At 69.2% G+C, this 17,447-nt stretch carries 14 protein-coding genes and 1 tRNA gene; 9 read left to right on the top strand and 6 right to left on the bottom strand.

Going from position 1 to position 17,447, the window contains the following annotated elements; all coding sequences use genetic code 11:
* Positions 1-18 precede the first annotated feature (18 nt).
* Together AC2ITM_RS11340 and AC2ITM_RS11335 are read left to right on the top strand one after the other, a co-directional pair.
* Positions 19-2,316, top strand: coding sequence for a xanthine dehydrogenase family protein molybdopterin-binding subunit (locus AC2ITM_RS11340; RefSeq protein ID WP_486466757.1), 2,298 nt, complete (start codon positions 19-21; stop codon positions 2,314-2,316).
* Positions 2,294-3,358, top strand: coding sequence for a DUF2235 domain-containing protein (locus AC2ITM_RS11335; RefSeq protein ID WP_486466756.1), 1,065 nt, complete (start codon positions 2,294-2,296; stop codon positions 3,356-3,358). Before AC2ITM_RS11340 ends, AC2ITM_RS11335 begins: the two co-directional genes overlap by 23 nt.
* Before the next feature lie 238 nt (positions 3,359-3,596).
* Here the strand turns inward: AC2ITM_RS11335 and metF are convergent, their stop codons facing one another.
* Positions 3,597-4,463 carry a methylenetetrahydrofolate reductase [NAD(P)H] gene (gene metF, locus AC2ITM_RS11330; protein ID WP_486466755.1) on the bottom strand — a complete coding sequence of 289 codons (867 nt, stop codon included), beginning with the start codon at positions 4,461-4,463 and terminating at the stop codon, positions 3,597-3,599.
* A 91-nt stretch (positions 4,464-4,554) separates the two neighbouring features.
* Between metF and AC2ITM_RS11325 the strand changes: the two genes are divergently transcribed.
* The 3 genes from AC2ITM_RS11325 (at position 4,555) to AC2ITM_RS11315 (ending at position 6,631) form a co-directional block, all read left to right on the top strand.
* Positions 4,555-5,520, top strand: a complete 966-nt coding sequence (locus AC2ITM_RS11325) for a LysR family transcriptional regulator (protein ID WP_486466754.1) — start codon at positions 4,555-4,557, stop codon at positions 5,518-5,520.
* 80 nt (positions 5,521-5,600) lie between these two features.
* A complete protein-coding gene (locus AC2ITM_RS11320) occupies positions 5,601-6,389 on the top strand; it encodes an inositol monophosphatase family protein (RefSeq protein WP_486466753.1) in 789 nt (262 codons plus the stop codon).
* A gap of 158 nt (positions 6,390-6,547) precedes the next feature.
* A tRNA-Leu gene (locus tag AC2ITM_RS11315) sits at positions 6,548-6,631 on the top strand.
* A gap of 551 nt (positions 6,632-7,182) precedes the next feature.
* Here AC2ITM_RS11315 and aroE read toward each other — a convergent pair.
* Together aroE and AC2ITM_RS11305 are read right to left on the bottom strand one after the other, a co-directional pair.
* Positions 7,183-8,031 carry a shikimate dehydrogenase gene (gene aroE, locus AC2ITM_RS11310; RefSeq protein WP_486466752.1) on the bottom strand — a complete coding sequence of 283 codons (849 nt, stop codon included), beginning with the start codon at positions 8,029-8,031 and terminating at the stop codon, positions 7,183-7,185.
* Between the two features lie 13 nt (positions 8,032-8,044).
* Positions 8,045-9,601, bottom strand: coding sequence for a GMC family oxidoreductase (locus AC2ITM_RS11305; protein WP_486466751.1), 1,557 nt, complete (start codon positions 9,599-9,601; stop codon positions 8,045-8,047).
* A gap of 101 nt (positions 9,602-9,702) precedes the next feature.
* Here AC2ITM_RS11305 and AC2ITM_RS11300 point away from each other — a divergent pair, with 101 nt between their 5' ends.
* A complete protein-coding gene (locus tag AC2ITM_RS11300) occupies positions 9,703-10,596 on the top strand; it encodes a helix-turn-helix domain-containing protein (protein ID WP_486466750.1) in 894 nt (297 codons plus the stop codon).
* Positions 10,597-10,600: 4 nt separating this feature from the next.
* On the opposite strand, the gene AC2ITM_RS11295 is transcribed toward AC2ITM_RS11300, so the two are convergent.
* From AC2ITM_RS11295 to sbmA, 3 genes are all read right to left on the bottom strand, one after another.
* The gene (locus AC2ITM_RS11295) at positions 10,601-12,175 is read right to left on the bottom strand and encodes a GTPase family protein (RefSeq protein WP_486466749.1); all 1,575 of its coding nucleotides are present in this window, start codon (positions 12,173-12,175) and stop codon (positions 10,601-10,603) included.
* Positions 12,162-13,163: a YcjF family protein gene (locus AC2ITM_RS11290; protein ID WP_486466748.1), complete on the bottom strand. Its 1,002-nt coding sequence runs from the start codon at positions 13,161-13,163 to the stop codon at positions 12,162-12,164. The genes AC2ITM_RS11295 and AC2ITM_RS11290 overlap by 14 nt, the downstream gene beginning before the upstream one ends.
* A gap of 246 nt (positions 13,164-13,409) precedes the next feature.
* Complete coding sequence (gene sbmA, locus AC2ITM_RS11285) at positions 13,410-14,741, bottom strand: peptide antibiotic transporter SbmA (RefSeq protein WP_486466747.1); 1,332 nt, start codon at positions 14,739-14,741, stop codon at positions 13,410-13,412.
* Between the two features lie 210 nt (positions 14,742-14,951).
* Here sbmA and AC2ITM_RS11280 point away from each other — a divergent pair, with 210 nt between their 5' ends.
* The 3 genes from AC2ITM_RS11280 to AC2ITM_RS11270 all read left to right on the top strand — a co-directional run bounded on the left by AC2ITM_RS11280 (position 14,952) and on the right by AC2ITM_RS11270 (position 17,353).
* Positions 14,952-15,962 carry a zinc-binding alcohol dehydrogenase family protein gene (locus tag AC2ITM_RS11280; protein ID WP_486466746.1) on the top strand — a complete coding sequence of 337 codons (1,011 nt, stop codon included), beginning with the start codon at positions 14,952-14,954 and terminating at the stop codon, positions 15,960-15,962.
* A gap of 21 nt (positions 15,963-15,983) precedes the next feature.
* A complete protein-coding gene (locus AC2ITM_RS11275) occupies positions 15,984-16,382 on the top strand; it encodes a nuclear transport factor 2 family protein (RefSeq protein ID WP_486466745.1) in 399 nt (132 codons plus the stop codon).
* A 74-nt stretch (positions 16,383-16,456) separates the two neighbouring features.
* Entirely contained in the window at positions 16,457-17,353 is an 897-nt protein-coding gene (locus AC2ITM_RS11270; RefSeq protein ID WP_486466744.1) for a LysR family transcriptional regulator, read from the top strand.
* Positions 17,354-17,447 lie beyond the last annotated feature (94 nt).

The raw sequence follows: 17,447 nt of genomic DNA, 5'->3' as shown, positions 1-17,447 counted from the left end.
GGGATGGGGGAGGCGCAGATGGAGAAATTCGGTCGAAGCCAGCCGGTCAAGCGCACCGAGGATCTGCGCTTTGTCACCGGCACCGGCGGTTACGTGGACGACATCGCCCCGAAAGAGGCGCTTCATGCGGTCTTCCTGCGCTCAAGCGTGGCCCATGCGGATCTGCTGTCGCTGGATCTGACCGAGGCCCGCGCCATGCCCGGCGTGCATCTGGTCATCGCCGCCGAAGACCTGCGGGCAGGCGGCATCACCCGGGGCCTTTCTGCCAGCCTGGCGCCCAACCGCGACGGCAGCCGGGGCGCCGATGTCCGCTATCCGCTTCTGGCCGAGGGCCGGGTGCGCTTTGTCGGCGAACCCATCGCGATGATCGTGGCCGAGACCCTCGATGCCGCGCGCGACGCCGCCGAGGTCATCACCTTCGAAACCCGCGACCGTCCGGTCCAGATGACCCTTGGCGATCCGGTGGCCGATCTGCACGACGGCGTACCGGGGAACCGGGCGCTCGACTATGCGGTGGGGGATGCGGCGGCGGTCGCGGCGGCGCTGGCGGGATCGGCCCATGTGCTGCGCGCCTCGGTGGCCGACAACCGCGTCATGGTCGTCTCGATGGAGCCGCGCGGCTGCTATGCCGAATGGGACGCGGGCCGGCTGCACCTGTCGATGAACGGGCAGGGTGTCTGGGGGCCCAAGGCGGAATTGGCCGCGATCTTCGGCCTGCCGCCCGAGGCGGTGCGCGTCACCCATCCCGATGTCGGCGGCGGCTTCGGCATGAAGGCCAAGCTTTATCCCGAATATGCGCTGTCGTGCTTTGCCGCGCGTGCGCTTGGCCGCCCGGTGCGCTGGATCGCCGACCGGACGGAATCTATGCTGTCGGACAATGGCGCCCGCGATCTGGTGCACGAGGTCGCGCTTGGTTTCGACGCGGCCTGCCGGATCACCGCCTATCATGTGAAAACCCGTTTCAACCTGGGGGCTTACAACTCGAACTTCGGGCAATACATTCAAAGCCACCTGTTCGCCCGGGTGCTGACCGGCGTCTATGATATCCAGGCCGCGCTGCTCGAGGTCGAGGGGTTCTATACCAACACCACCCCCACCGATGCCTATCGCGGCGCTGGCCGCCCCGAGGCGAATTACCTGCTGGAACGCTGCATGAGCTATGCCGCGCGCGAACTGGGCATCGACGAATTCGAACTACGCCGCCGCAACTTCATCCCCCCCGAGGCCTTCCCCTATGCCACCGTCACCGGCGAAACCTACGACGTGGGCGATTTCGCCCGCCTGCTGGATGCGGTGGAACAGGCCGCCGACCGGGCGGGCTTTGCCGCCCGCCGCGCCGCCTCCGAGGGGCAGGGAAAACTGCGCGGGCTGGGTCTTTGTTATTATATCGAAAGCATTCTGGGCGATCCTTCCGAGACGGCGAAGGTGGAGTTCATGCCAGAAGGTCACGTCAATATCTACGTCGGCACGCAGTCGAACGGACAGGGGCACGAAACCGTCTATGCCCGTTTCCTGTCCGACCAGTGCGGCATCCCGATGGAGCGCATCCGCGTCATCCAGGGCGACAGCGACCTGATCGCGACCGGCGGCGGCACCGGTGGCTCTCGTTCGGTGACGACGCAGAACAACGCGACGCTTGCGGTGGTGGGCAGCATGGTCGAGGCCTTCTCGACCTTCCTGGCCGAACGCATGGCTGTGCCGCGGTCGGCCGTCAGCTTCGACGACGAAAGTTTCCGCATCGAGGGCTCGAATGCCGCGCCCGACATGCTGGACGTGGCCGCGATGGCGCGCGAAGCCGGGCGTGACGATCTTTTGGTGCACGAACGCACTGCCCGCCTGCCCGGGCGCTCCTATCCGAACGGCGCCCATCTGGCCGAGGTCGAGGTCGATCCCGACACCGGCGCCGTGCGGCTGGAGCGTTACACGGTGGTCGATGACTTCGGCAACATGATCAACCCGATGCTGGCCGAGGGGCAGGTCCATGGCGGGGTGGTGCAGGGCATCGGCCAGGCGCTGATGGAAAACGTCAGCTTCGATGACGAGGGCCAGCTGCTGACGGCCAGCTTCATGGATTACGCGATGCCACGGGCGGGGGATGTGCCGATGATCGGCTTCTCGGTGGTGCCTGTGCCCTCGACCAACAACCCGATGGGGATGAAAGGCTGCGGAGAGGCGGGGACAGTGGGATCGATGGCGGCCGCGGCGAATGCGGTGATGGATGCGCTGGCTGCGCGCGGGGTGGAACGGGCCGACATGCCCTTCACGCCGGCCCGCGTCTGGGCGCTGCTGCAAGATGCCTGCGCACGGCCCGCTTGATCTGCTGCTGCGGCTGGTCCGGCCGCGCTGGCTGGCCCGCAACAGGCGGACCACGGTGGCCCGTCGCCGCGGCCCGGTCATCCACGTGATCCTGTTGGACGGCACGATGTCTTCTCTGGCCGAGGGCGAGGAGACGAACATCGGCCTGATCTACAAGCTGCTGGCGGAAAAGGCCGGGGTGGCACTGTCGGTCTTCTACGAGGCGGGCATCCAGTGGACCAGCTGGTCGAACACGCTGGACGTGCTGATGGGCCGGGGCATCAACCGGCAGATCCGGCGCGCCTATGGCTATCTTGCATCGCGCTACCGGCCGGGGGACCGGATCTTCCTGCTGGGCTATTCGCGGGGCGCCTATGCGGTGCGCTCGCTTGCGGGTGTGATCGACCGGGTGGGGCTGGTGCGCGCGGACCAGGCGACGGAACGCAATATCCGCCAGGCCTACCGGCTGTATCAGGAACCGAACGGCACCGACACCCGCACGGCCTTCCGCAAGGCGCATTGCCACGAGACCGTCGAGATCGAGATGATCGGCGCCTTCGATACGGTCAAGAGCCTCGGGCTGCGGCTGCCGCTCATCTGGCGCTATGCCGAGGCGCAACATGCCTTCCACAATCACCAGCTGTCGTCCTGCGTGCGCTCGGGCTTCCACGCCCTGGCGCTGGAGGAAACCCGTTCGGTCTATGCGCCGGTGCTGTGGGACAGCGATCCCGACTGGCACGGCCGGCTGGAGCAGGTCTGGTTCGCCGGCACCCACAGCGATGTCGGCGGCCAGCTGGGTGGCTTCAACGCGGGGCGGGGGCTGTCGAATCTGCCGCTGGTCTGGATGCTGGGCCAGGCGGAATTCCGTGGCCTGCCGCTGCCCGAAGGCTGGCGCGCGCGCTTCCCCGGCGATGTCGAGGCGCCTTCGGTTGGGCAATGGCGTGGCATCTCCAAGCTGTTCCTGCTGCGCCGGCCGCGGCTGGTGGGCGCGGATCCCTCGGAGCGGCTGCATGACAGCGCCCTGGCGCGGGGGACCTATCCGCGCCACCACCTGCCGGCCTGAGACACCCCTGCGGTGGTCCGGTGGAAGGCGCGGGGATGCCTCCGGCGGGAGTATTTATGGCCAGATGACAGGGAACGGTGACGGGCAGGTGACGGTGCGCCGGTTCGGCGGGCGCGCCCTCGGGATGGCAAAACGGCGCGCCCCGGGCGCTGACGTGTTGTTTCATCTTTCCATAAATATGCACCGGCGCGCCGTAGGAAACGGGCGCGCCGGGGGGGCAGGGTCGCGGGCCTGGAAATCAGGCGACGTTTTCCAGCTTGCTTTTCGGGGTCACGCCCAGGGCATGGCAGACGTCGCGGGTCAGCTCGGGCTTGTTGAGCGTGTAGAAATGCAGCTTGTCGACGCCTTCCTGGATCAGGCGGTCGCACATTTCGGTGCACAGCGAGGTGGCCAAAAGGTCTTCGCGGCCGTCGCGGGCGGCCTTTTCGAAGGCTTCGTCCATCCAGGCGGGGACGTTGGCGCCGCAGTTCAGCGCGAACCGGCGCATACCCTTCCAGTTCTCGATCGGCAGGATGCCCGGCACGATCGGCTGGTCGATGCCCGCCGCCACGCAGCGGTCGCGGAAGCGCAGGAAGGTGTCGGCCTCGAAGAAGAACTGGGTCAGCCCCTCGGAGGCGCCGGCCTGGAACTTGCGTTTCAGCCAGGTGACATCGGCATCGGCATCGGGGGCGTCGGGGTGACGCTCCGGATAGGCGCCGACGCGCAGGGTGAATTTGCCGGTGGCGGCCAGGGCCTCGATCAGCTCGACCGAATTGGCAAAGCCGCCCTCGCAGGGGGTGAACTTGCCCGCGCCCTTGGGCGGATCACCCCGCAGGGCGACGATCTCGGTCACGCCGGCCTCGGAGAAGCTGTCGGCGACGGCCAGGGTCTCTTCGCGCGTGGCATTCACGCAGGTCAGGTGGGCGGCGACGTTCAGCCCGGCGTTCTTGTGCAGGGTGGCGACCGCGTCGCGGGTCAGTTCGCGCGTGGTGCCGCCGGCGCCGTAGGTGACCGACACGAAGCGGGGCGCCAGGGGAGCCAGCACCTGCACGGTGTCCCACAGCCGGAAAGACGCCTCAAGGTTCTTCGGCGGGAAGAATTCGAACGAAATTTCAGGCAGCGTCATCTGCAACTCCATGTCTCTTGCCCTCTTGTCGCCGAGACGCCCGCATGAGACAACTTCATAATATTCACGATTATCATGAGTCAGACTTGAGATGCATATCGAGCTTCGCCACCTTCGCACCGTCCGCGCCATCCATGAGGCCGGCGGCTTGCAGCGTGCGGCCGAGCTTCTGAACATCACGCAAAGCGCGCTTTCGCATCAGATCAAGGGTTTGGAGGACCAGGCCGGGATGGAGCTGTTCGTGCGCCGGACCAAGCCCATGCGGCTGTCGGCCGCCGGGCTGCGTCTGCTGCGGGTGGCCGAGCGCGTCCTGCCCGAGATCGAGTCCCTTGAAGCCGAGTTCGACGGGCTGCGCGACGGCAGTGCCGGGCGGCTGCACATCGCCATCGAATGCCATGCCTGTTTCGAATGGCTGCTGCCGGTGCTGGAGCTGTTCCGCCACACCTGGGCCGATGTCGACGTGGATATCCGCCCGGGGCTGTCGTTCACCGCCATGGAGGCGCTGGAGCGCGAGCAGGTCGATGTGGTGATTTCCTCGGACCCCGAGGAGATGCCGGGGATCACCTTCGTGCCGCTCTTTGACTATTCGCCGGTCTTCGTGGCGGCGGCCAACCATCCGCTGGCGGGCAGGTCCCATGTCGAGCCCGAGGATTTCCGCGGCGAGACACTGCTGACCTATCCGGTGGACCGCTCTCGGCTGGATATCTTCAAGCTGCTGCTGGAACCCGCCGGGGTCGAGCCCGACCACATCCGCCGCGTCGAGCTGACCGAGGTCATCCTGCTGCTGGTCGCTTCGGGGCGGGGGGTGGCGGTGCTGCCCGACTGGGTGCTGCGCGAGGTCAAGTACCATTCCGATTACATCACCCGGCCGATCACCGCGCAGGGGCTGACGCGGCGGATGTTCGCAGCCTGCCGCTCTGAGGATGTCAGCAAGCCCTACATGGCGCATTTCAACCGGCTGGCCCGCACCGAGGCGGTGAAGTTGCAGCGGGGCGGCGGCGCTCCCCGGGTCCAGGCCCCGCAAACCCCGCAAACCCGGCCAGATATCGGCGGCTGAGGCCCTTTGCAGAGCCGCAGGCCCTTGGCAAGCGGGGTCTTGACGTCTATACGCGCCTTTCGAAACCAGGAGCCTTCCCGATGTCCTTCAGCGCCAATCTCAACATCATGATGAAAGCTGCCCGCAAGGCGGGCCGGTCGCTCGTGAAAGACTTCCGCGAGGTCGAGAACCTGCAGGTCTCGATGAAGGGCGCCGGCGATTTCGTCAGCAAGGCGGACATCGCGGCCGAGGCCATCCTGAAGGAAGAGCTGCGCGGCGCCCGCCCGAGCTATGGCTGGCTGGCCGAGGAAGGCGGTGCCGAGGGCGGCGAGGATCCGACCCGGCGCTGGATCGTCGACCCGCTGGACGGCACCACCAACTTCCTGCACGGCCTGCCGCACTGGGCGATCTCGATCGCGCTGGAGCACAAGGGCCAGGTCGTTGCGGGCGTGGTCTATGACGCGGCCAAGGACGAGATGTTCATGGCCGAGAAGGGCGCGGGCGCCTGGATGAACGATCAGCGTATCCGGGTGTCGGGCCGGATCCGCATGATCGAGTCGATCTATGCCACGGGCCTGCCCTTCGGTGGCCGTTCGGACCTGCCGGAAACCCTGAAGGATCTGGCGCGGCTGATGCCGGCCTGCGCCGGCGTGCGCCGCTGGGGCGCGGCCTCGCTGGATCTGGCCTATGTGGCGGCGGGCCGCTACGACGGTTTCTGGGAACGCCGGCTGAAGCCCTGGGACATCGCGGCCGGCATCGTTCTGGTGCGCGAGGCGGGCGGCATGATCGAGCCGATCAACCCCGAGGGCGACATGCTGGCGGATGGCGAAGTCGTCTGCGCCAACGAACCGCTTTACGAGAAGTTCGCGAAGATCATTCGCGACGAATGACTGCGGCGGTTCCCGGGGTGCAGCCGGGGGAGGCCGTATTTGGGGAAAGATGAAAGGGGTGCCTGCGGGCGCCCCTCTTGCGTTTTAGGGCGCGGCACCGGGCGGGATCGTCTTTACACGGCGGCGGGGCCGGGTATTGTCGCACTCCGGCCCCCCGGGCCCGCGTGGTGGAATGGTAGACACAGGGGACTTAAAATCCCTCGGCTTCGGCTATACCGGTTCGAGTCCGGTCGCGGGTACCAGCCAATGGATTTCAATCAAATCCTCTCGCCTGAGCCCCCTTCAGGGGGCTGTTTTTATTGAAAAATTTGTTTAAATCGCATCCGACCAAGCCAACAGGCTGTGGGTGCCGCATTTGTGCGGGTCTCGGCACGGTCCCATGACCGCAGTGGATCTGGAGCGAGCCGGATGCCCTTGTCCGACGCGGTCTGCCGGGGCGCCGATCCCGATTCCTCGGGGAAACCCTTCACGTGGACCGATGGTTGGGCCTGCGCGCCTACGGCCGCCATACGGGGCAGGCTTGCGGGGGGCCGGATTTTCGGGGCCGGTCGGGCATCGCCATCTCCCTGGATGATCCGATCGACGCTGTCTTCTTCGAAAGCGTCTCGGACTGGCACCGGGGTGGCACCAGCGATGTCTCCGGATGCAGCCTGCGGTGTGCCTGTGACGGCGCGCCGCAGCTGCGGGTCGAGAGGGCCCGGCCTGAGCCGGCAGGTCCGGTGCCGGTGCGGGCCGCTCCCCGGATCCGATGCCGGTGCGGCCCCCCGGGCGGGGGCGTGTCGGTGTGGTCGGGTCAGAGCCCGAGGTCCAGCAGCGCCTGTCGCATCACCCCGGCATCGGCATCGATCCCGGTCCAGTATTTCAGCCCGATCACCCCCTGACCGACCAGCATTCCCAGACCGTCAGCGGTGCGGCAGCCGCGCGCCTGTGCCGCCTTCAGCAGCCGCGTCAGCGGCGGGTTGTGGATGCCGTCGGCCACCACCATTCCCGCATGCAGGCTGTCATGATCGATGTCCGGCGTCGCCTCGACATCGGGGTAAAGCCCGACCGAGGTCGCGTTGACCAGAATGCCGGTGCCCTCGGGGATCGCGTAGCACGGTGTCCAGGGCTGGTAGCGGGCGCGGGCTTCGGTCCGGTCGTTGAGCAGTTCGGCCAGGGCCTCGCCGCGGGGGGCCGAGCGGTTGACCACGGTGATCTGCGCGGCGCCCGCCAGGGCCAGTTCGACCGCGACGGCGCGCGCGGCGCCGCCTGCACCCAGCAGCACCACCTGCTGGCCGCGCGGGTCGCAGACCTGCGACAGGGCGCGGACAAAGCCCTTGCCGTCGGTGTTCTCGCCGATCAGGCGGCCGTCGCGGGCGACGATGGTGTTGACGGCGCCGATCAGGCTGGCCGATGTGCCCAGCCCGTCCAGGTGCTCGATCACCGCGACCTTGTGCGGGATCGAGCAGTTGAAGCCGCGCCAGCCCATCGCACGGGCCCCGGCGACGGCGGCGCCCAGGTTTTCGGGTGTCACCTCGCAGTTGATGTAGCGCCAGTTCAGCCCGTGGTGGCGGAAGGCGGCCTCGATCATCGCGACGGTGGGGTTCTCGGCGGCGGGGCAGGCGAAGGAGCCGGTCAGCGGTTGCAGGAAATCATGGGGCATGGGGGGTCCTTTCTCAGGCGGCCTGCGGCGTGGTCAGGCTGCGGGCCAGATGCGCGCCGGCGCGCAGCCCGAGGGCCGCCACCGTCAGCGCGGGATTGAGCGCGGCCGAGGACGGGAAGCATCCCGCGTCGACGACGTGCAGGTTGGGGTGGTCATGGGCGCGGCACAGGTCATCCAGCGCCGATTGCGCCGGGTCGTGGCCCATCCGGACGGTGCCGCATTGATGCGAGGGGGACTGGATCCCGAAGCTGTGGCGCAGCACCAGCGCCATGCCCATCTGCCGCAGCAGCCGCCGGGCATGGCGGACAAGGCGGTCATGGGCGGCCAGGTCCGGTGGGGTCCATGTGACCTCGGGGGTGCCGTCGGGCAGCAGGCGGACGCGGTTGCCGGGATCGGGCGGGTCCTCGGACATCACCAGCCAGTCGAGGCTGTGGCGGCCCAGCCAGTTGGCCAGCGGTCGCGGCACGCCCGGATAGGCGGCGCGGATCATCGGCCCGCGGATGTTGCCCAGCATCTGCAGATTGCCGCGCGCCATCGGATCGCCCGGGATGCCGTGGTAGAAATCGTTCACCGCCAGCGTCTTGGGGAAGGGCGTGTCGTTGACGGTGAAGGGCAGCACCGCCATCAGCCCGGTCAGGTGGTGGTTCATCAGGTGCCGCCCCACCACGCCCGAACGGTTCGCCAGCCCCTGCGGCCAGTGTTCCGAGGCCGAACGCAGCAGGATCAGCGCCGAGTTGACGGCGCCCGCGCTCAGCACGAACTGCGGCGCGCTGATGCGTTGCAGGCTGCCATTGGCGCGGACCTCGGCCTGAGTGATGCGGTGACCTTCGGCATCATGCAGCAGGCGCAGGACCTCGACTCCGGTGCGGATCTCGACATTGGGCATGTCCTGCAGGGGGCGCAGCAGGCGGGTTTCGGCATCGCCCTTGGCGCCAATGCGGCAGGCAAAGGCATCGCAGGTGCCGCATAGGGTACAGCGGCCTGCGGGGCCGTAATCGACGGCGGCGGGCATGGGAAAGGGGTGCAGCCCGGCGGCCGTCAGCCGGTCTGCCATCTGCGCGATCAGCGGCGCATGGGGCACCGGCGCATGGCCGTAGCCCGCGCTGCGCGGCGGCTCGGTCGGATCGGTGCCGGCGGCGCCGCGGACACCGAACAGCGCCTCGGCCTCGGCATACCAGGGTTCCAGCGTCGCATAGTCCAGCGGCCAGGCCGGAGATGTGCCCTCTTCATGCGCCCGCGCGGCAAAGTCGCTGTCGCGAAAGCGGAACATGGCGGTGCCGAAGAACTTGGTCTGCCCGCCCAGGTAGTAATGCATCCCCGGCCGGTAGCGGCGGCCGGTCGGATCCTGCCATTCCTCCTGCGTGCGGTAGCGGTTTTGCACGAAGACGGCCTCGGGGTCGGTCAGCTGGGGTTCGTCCGGCAGGCGCTCTCCGCGTTCCAGAAGCAGCACGCGCAGGCCGGCGCGCGCCAGTTGCAGGGCGGTGCTGCCGCCGCCGACACCGCTGCCGATCACGACGACGTCCGGGTCACTTGGTCCGCGTATCAAGGTGGGCTTCAGGGGTTCGGTCATGGTCTGGTCCTCCCGCTGTCACTGTAGCGGTGGCGGGCCGTGGCACCATTCCCAACCCCGGCGTCTTCTTGTACGATCCCCGCATTTCACCGGAGGGACCGATGCAGCCGTGGTTCGAAGCCGTCACCATCCCCGAGGGCCTCAGCTGCCTGGTCTACGACCGCCGCCTGCCGGAATTCGACTTCAACTGGCACCACCACCCGGAATACGAGCTGACGCTGACCCTGGGCAGCCGCGGCACGCGCTTTGTCGGTCACGATGTCGCCCCCTATGCCGAGGGCGACCTGGCGCTGATCGGCCCGGACCTGCCCCATGCCTGGCAATCCCATGACCTGGCCGAGGGCGCGGCCGAGCATCGCGCCGTGGTCTGCTGGTTCACCGCCGACTGGATCGGCGCGCTGATGCGGCTGTTGCCGGAACTCTCGGGCCTGGCGCCGCTGCTGGCCGAGGCCGAGGGCGGCGTGCTGTTCGGGCCCGATGCGGCGATCCGGGCGGATCTGCTGGCGCTCTGCGATCTGCCGCCCCGGGCGCGCGCGCTGGCGCTGGTGGCGCTGTTGCAGCGGCTGGCGGCGCAGGCGGATCGGCGGGTGCTGTCGGCGCGCAGCCTGGATCCGCAGGCGCTGCCGCGCGACCGCCGCCGGATGGAGGCGGTGCTGACGCATCTGCATGCCCATCTGGACGCGCCGATCCGGCTGGCGCCGCTGTGCGCGCTGGCGCATCTGACGGAAAGTCAGCTGCAGCGGGTGTTCCGGCGCAGCACCGGCCTGTCGGTCAGCGCCTACGTGACCCGGCTGCGGGTGGGCCGCGCTGCGGGCCTGCTGACGCGCACCGAACTGCCCATGGCCGAGATCGCCCGGCGCTGCGGCTTCCACGATGCCGCGCATTTCGCCCGCAAGTTCCGCGAGGTGACGGGCCGCACCCCGACCGCGCATCGCCGCGACCTGCGCGCGGCCGGGCCCCCCAGCCCGACCGGCGCCTTCCCGATGCGGCGCTGAGGGCTCAGCCGTCGTCGCCGGGGGTGTCGCGGTGCAGGTAGCGCTGTTCCAGCGCCCGCACGGCCCCCAGCAGCCCGCGCCCGGCCCGCGCCGCCTCCTGCCGCACGCCCGAGGTCCGGCCCGCCAGCCGCAGCCGGTTGCGCTGGGCCTCAAGCGCGGCGCCCAGCAGGGTTTCGATCCGGGTGTGCAGCCGGTCGATGTTCCAGTCGGGCTGGGTCAGCACCACCGGCAGGGTGCTGCAGGGCAGGTCCGCAGGCGCCACGGTCTGCTGCACGGCCTCGATGACCTCGGTCAGGCGGACCATGTCGGCATCGTCCAGTTGGCCTTCGGGACGGGGCCAGACCGGCAGCAGCATGTCGATGCCACTGACCACCAGCAGCACCGGCGGCATCCGGCGGCGCGGATCGGCGGTGATGCGGGCCTGCAGATCCGCCAGGGTGGCGCGGTCGATCTCGCGGGCGGGGCGGTTGGCGCGTAGCACCCACAGGATCATGTCGGCGCGCGCCAGTTCCTCCAGCTGGCGCTGCGCCAGCTTCGGGCCGCCGTCGAGGCCCGGCATGTCCAGCAGCATCGCCGCCACGCCGTCGAAATCCACCTCATAGCTGTGCACCGCATCGGTGGTGGCGATCACATCGACCTCGGCCAGGTCCTGACCGAGGAGGGCGTTCACCAGGCTCGACTTGCCGGCGCTGATCTGGCCCGCCACGGCGATGCGCAGCGGCATGTCCTCCGAGGCCAGACGCGCGCGGTCCAGATCGCTGTCGGTCTGTCCCAGCTCCAGCAGCTCGGCCTCGGAAAAGCGCAGCCGGCCGGAATAAAGGTCGATCGCGGCGGCGGCGACCTCTTCCAGCAGCAGGGCCTGCAGGATGGCGGTGCCCTCGGTCGTCATGAAGGAACTGTGCCCCTCCGAGATCGCGCCCTCGATCTCGCGCAGGATGGCGACGGGCAGGGCCTTGATGGCGCGGATCACCCGCCAGGCGGTCTGGCCGTGCTTGGCGACCTTCAGCGCCAGATCGCGCTGCTGCCACAGCCACAGCAGCGTGCCCACCGATATGCTGTCCGAGAACGGGATCTTGTCGCGCAGGTCGCGCCGCAGCCGCAGGCTGACGCGATCCAGCAGCAAGAGGGCCTCGGGGATGGTGAAATCCAGCATCCCGCGCTCGCCCTTGCCCATGGCGCGGGCGATGTCGGTGATCACCTGTTGGGCGGCGGGCTGCAGCTGGTCCCAGGGCAGGGGGGCGGCGGTCAGGCTGCGGATGCGGGCCTGGGCCGTGCGGAAGGCTGTATCTTCGGCCGGGCCCCAATCGGGGTTGTGGGGGGCATGAAGGGGCGGCACGGCGGTTTCGGGGGCGGCGGGCGCGGGACGGCGGCGCGCCCACCAGCGGGCCACCAGCCGCGCCCCCGCGACCCCGCCGCCAAGCGCGATCGAGGCCAGGATGAAGGCGATGATCAGCCCGTGTTCGGCCATCCAGGCAAAGCCCGCGACCATGGCGACGACAAAGGGCAGCGCCAGCGCGGTGCCCGCCAGCACGCGGTCCCACCGCAGCAGCGCCGGGCGCAGACGGTCAAGAAGCGTCATCAGAGGACCTCCGGAAGGCGCGCTGATAGACCTGGCGCAGCTCGGCTTCGGTCGGGGGGGCGCCGTTGCGGCTGCGGTAAAGGTAATAGGCGGCGCTGCGGCCAAGCGCATAGGTGGTGGCAAAGCTGATCGCGCCTGCAGTGGCCGCGCCCACGGTCTGGCCGTAGACGGGGATCAGCTTGGTCAGTTCCCGCAGCCCGAAGGTGGTGGCATAGCGCGCCCCCAGGCTGAGCCCCAGCGTGCTGAGGAAAGCGGCAAAGACCTTGCGGTTCCAGCGCATCCCGTAGCGCAGCCCCAGGGCGTGCAGCATCTTCATCTGGGTCGCGGGCACCGCCACCAGCCCGACCACCGGCGCCAGATCGCTGGTCAGCGCCAGCCCCGCATAGGACAGCACGCAGCGCTTGTGCTTCTGGAACTCGGCCTGTTCGGCATCGCCCGCGCGGGCGCGTTCCAGCAGCAGGCCGGCGGCGGGCAGGGCCTCCAGCAGGTGATCGCGCAGGGTGTCCAGGCCGGCTTCGTCCGGGGTGCCGGGCGCCAGTGTCAGGCATACCTTCGGCAGGGGGTGGCCGGCCGCGCGCTCCATCCGGGCGCACAGGGTGGCCTCGGCGCGCAGGCGGGCCTCGGGGTCGGGGATCAGGTCCTGGCCGGTCAGCACCAGGATCACCCGCAGCCCGGGCGACTGGTGCCGCACGTCCGACAGGGCCTCGGCCACTTCGCCCTGCACGGGGTCCTCAAGGCGGCAGACCACCAGCAGGACGTGGCTGCCGGCCTGGCAGGCGGCCAGGTCCTGGGCCGGGTCATAGCCCGCCTCGCCCAGGCCGCGGGTATCGAGAAACCGCAGCAGCGGCGCGTCGGCGGGAAAGTCGTAGCGGCGGGCGAAGGCGGTGCAGGGGCGAAAGCCGTCGCCCACCTGTGCCGCGTCCTGCCCGGTCAGCGCACAGACCAGCGAGGACTTGCCCGCCCCGGTCTTGCCCAGCAGCCAGACCACGGGAAGGATCCGGTCTGCCGTTTCCGCATCCCTGCCCGCGGGGGGGCGTTTCCATATCCTGTTCAGCATTCTGCGTCGCGGTCCGTCCTGCCTGGCCCGGAGTGCAGGTTCGGACAAAACGGGCGCAGGTTCAACGGGGGGCGTGTCGCAGGGGCGTCCCGCGATGCAGGCGCGATGCCGCATTGCGGCCCGCAGGCGGACCCGGCCGGGGCGGGATACCGGGGCGCGCCCAGACAGGCCGTGCCCCTAGTGGCTGATGTCGTGCGGCTGGTGATGGCCGATGTTGCCGGGGGCCGGATCGGCCAGCGGCGGCACGATGCCCGCGCCGTCACCGGGATGGTCGAAGGCCGCTTCGAAGGCGCGCAGGCGTTTGTAGATCGACAGCATCTCGACGATGGTGGTCCAGGATCCGACGAGGAACTGGAAGGAATCGCTGACCTGCCCGAAGGCGGTCAGGATCTGCTGCCAGATGCCCATGGTGATCTTGCCCGCCACGATGGTCGGCACCAGGATGACGTTGACGTAGATGTTGTCGGCCTGCAGGAACAGCCCGCGGGCAATGTTGAAGTACATGTAGTGGAAATACAGGCGGAAGTAATTCGCCCGCACCCGGCCGAACAGCTGCGCGATGCTGGGGGGCGTGGCGCGGGCGGCGTCGTCCTCGCCATAGACCAGTTCCTTGCGATAGGCGGCCTCGACCCTCTGGTTGGCGAATTCCAGCCCCGGCAGACGGATCCCGGCGATGGCCAGCAGCCCGGTGCCGAAAGCCGCCCAGAAGATCAGCGCCAGGAACAGCGGATGCGGGATCGCGCCCACCAGCGGCAGCTCTGTCACATAGCGCGACAGGCCCCACAGCACCGGCAGGAAGGCGATCAGCGTCATCAGCGCATCCACGACCGAGACGCCCAGCCCCTCCATGATGGTGGCAAAGCGCATGGTGTCTTCCTGGACCCGCTGCGAGGCGCCCTCGATCCGGCGGATCCGCGGCCAGCGCGCCATGTAGTAATCGTTCATCGCGGTGCGCCAGCGGAACACGTAATGGCTGACGAAGAAGCGCGTCAGCACGTAGAGCAGCGCGGACACCATGGCGATCTCGGCGAAGGTGGCCAGCAGCCCGTAAAGCTGTGCCGCGGTGATGCCGCCCTGTCCCGACAGTGCCTTCTGGAAATCGTCGAAGAAGGGCCCGCGCCAGTTGTTCAGCGCGACGCTGACCTGGACGTCGAAATAGGTGGCAAACAGCAGGAAGGCGGTGCCCAGGATCGACCAGCGCTGCCAGCGGTGCGGCGACAGGACGAACCAGGCGCCCGCGAACAGCGCCACCCAGACCGCATAGACCAGGTAGAACCACAGGAAATCCGGGGTCCAGAAATACTGGATGCCCACCACCTGCGCGGATGCATCCGACAGCGCAAAGCCCAGGGTCCGGCCCAGTCCCGGCCCCAGCGTGTACCAGAACACCATGCCAAGCGCCGTCCACCCGAGCGCGGAGAGGAAGAAAAGCCTGGGCCTGGGGAAGAACGAAGAGAACACGGGCAGCAACCTTTCTGCGGCGAAACCTGGCCCCGGTGCCTGTCGCATGGGCCCCGAGGGGGCCCGGCCGTTCGGGGCGCGCGTCCGGCCATTGGAAGCGGAGGTAAAGCGCCCGCGGCCTCACGTCCAAGCACAGCTTCGGGACCAGCCCGAGAGCCCGCCCGGGAAACCATGCACAGGGGCTGGCGATGCTTTCCCCCTGCCGTGGTCCGCGCACCTCTTCTATCCCGGGCCCCGAGCCGCAGAAGGAGACGCGCGATGAAAGCCATAGGCACCTTTCGGGCCCTGCCGTCGGACGCCCCCGACATGCTGGTCGAGGCCGATCTGCCGATGCCCGTCCCCGGGCCGCAGGACCTGCTGGTGCAGGTCGAGGCGGTCTCGGTCAACCCTGCCGACATCCGGGTCCGCCAGCGCAAGGCCGATGACGGGCAGTTCGCCGTGCTGGGCTGGGACGTGGCGGGCAGGGTGCATGCGACCGGTGCCGCAGTGCAGGGCTTTGCCCCGGGCGACCGGGTGCTTTATGCGGGCGATCTGACGCGGCCCGGCGCCAACAGCGCCTTCCATCTGGTAGAGGCGGCGCTGGCCGGGCACTGCCCCGACAACCTGCCGGCCGAACAGGCCGCTGCCCTGCCGCTGACCGCCCTGACCGCCTGGGAGGCCCTGTTCGACCGGCTGGGGCTGGACCCGGCGATGCCCGACAGCCGCAGCCTGCTGATCGTCGGCGGCGCGGGGGGTGTGGGGTCGATGGCGATCCAGCTGGCGCGGCTGGTGCCGGGGCTGACGGTGATCGCCACCGCCTCGCGGCCGGCTTCGCGCGACTGGTGCCTGTCGCTGGGCGCCGATGCGGTGATCAGCCATTTCGACGACATGGGCCGGCAGATAGCCGATCTGGGCCTGCCGCCGCCGGGGCTGATCCTGCTGGCCAACGATTCCGACCGGCATTTCCCCGCGCTGGCCGGGCTGATCGCCCCCGAGGGCCGGATCTGCTGCCTCGTCCCCTTCGCCCGCCCACCGGATCTGAACCTGCTGATGCAGAAAAGCGCGACCCTCGCTTGGGAGTTCATGTTCACCCGCGCCATGTTCGCCACCCCCGACCGCGCCCGCCAGGGGCGTATCCTGACCCGCGTGGCAGGGCTGGCCGCCCGCGGGCAGATCCGGCCCACCGGCACCGAAACCCTCTCTCCGATCTCGGCCGCGACACTGGCCCAGGCCCATCGCCGGATCGAGAGCGGCCACACCATCGGCAAGATTGTCCTTGCCGGTTTCTGACCCCCAACAGGAGACCTTTGCATGTCTGCCGTTACCCTGACCCAAACCTTCCTGCAGGCCGTGTTCTCGGGGCACATTGATGCGGCGCTGGCGATGACCAACGCCCAGGCCCGCTTCATCTCGGTCAGCCCCGAGGCCAGCGCCGAGCATCCGCTGCAGGGCACCTTCACCGGTCCCGAGGGCGCGCGCGACTTCTTCTTGCGCTTTGCCGAGGTGCTTGAGCCGGGCGATTTCCAGATCGAGGCCGCCTTCGGCGATGACACCCATGCCGCGCTCTATGGTCGCTTCCGCCATACCGTGCGCGCCACCGGTAAGGCCTTTGCCAGCGACTGGGCGCTGATCACCCGGGTCGAGGGCGACCGACTGAGCCTGTATCATTTCTACGAGGACAGCGATGCCCTGACGCGCGCCAGCGCCTGAGGCAACCGAGGGCAGGGCTTGGCTGTGCCGCCAATCCCTGCTTCTGTCGCGCCATCCGCCCAGGAGAGGGGCCCATGACCGACACTGCCGCCCTGCATTGGGACGACATCCGCTTTTTCCTGGCCTTGGCGCGCGCCGGCAGCCTGTCGCAGGCCGCCCGTGACCTGCGGGTCGAACATTCCACCGTCGCCCGCCGCGTCGGCGCCCTGGAAGAGGCGCTGGCGCTGCGGCTGTTCGACCGGCTGGCGACCGGCTGGCGCCTGACGCCCGAGGGCACCGGGATGCTGGCCCATGCCACGGCGGTCGAGGCGCAGGTGCTGGGCCTTTGTCTTGGCGCCCAGGCGCAGGAGCCGATGGTGGGGCGGGTGCGGATCTCGGCGCCGCCGGTGCTGCTGGCAGCGCTGCTGATGCCGGTGGTGCAGGGGCTGCGGCAGGCGCATCCGGGCCTGGTCCTCGACCTGGAGGGTACCCGCCGCGAGGCCGACCTGCTGCGCGCCGAGGCCGACATCGCCCTGCGCATCGGCCTGCCTTCTGACGGCGCGCTGATTGCCCGTCGCATCGCCCGGATCCGCTATGGCCTTTACGCCGCGCCCGGGGCGCCGCGCGCCTGGATCGGCTTTGACGACAGCCTGCCCGACCTGCCGCAGAAACACTGGCTGGAGGCCGAGGCCGATGCGCCGCCGCTGCTGCGCAGCAATGACCTGGCCACCATGGCCCAGGCCGCCCGGGCGGGGCTGGGGATCGCCATGCTGCCCGCCTTTCTGGCCGAGGGCGAGCCCGCCCTGGTTCCCGTGCCTGCCCGCCAGCCCGCCTTTGAACGACCGCTGTTTCTGGTGCTGCATGCCGATATCCGCCGCTCGGCCCGGGTCCGGCTGGTGGCCGAAACCCTGGCCGAGGCACTGCGCGCCCGGCTGGCCGACGCCCGGGGAGAAGATCACGACCCCGTGAACCCTTCGGATCCACAGTTGTAATAGTATAACATTACACATAGGCAGGGCCATCCGATCCAACCGGGGCCCTTTCCGATGTCCAGATCCCGTTTCCCGTCCCTGCTGGCCCGCCCGG

It is taken from the genome of Pseudooceanicola sp. NS-SX9, from assembly GCF_057380705.1.
Note: the sequence above shows the minus strand (reverse complement) of the source record. Positions and strands in the feature narration are given on the sequence as shown.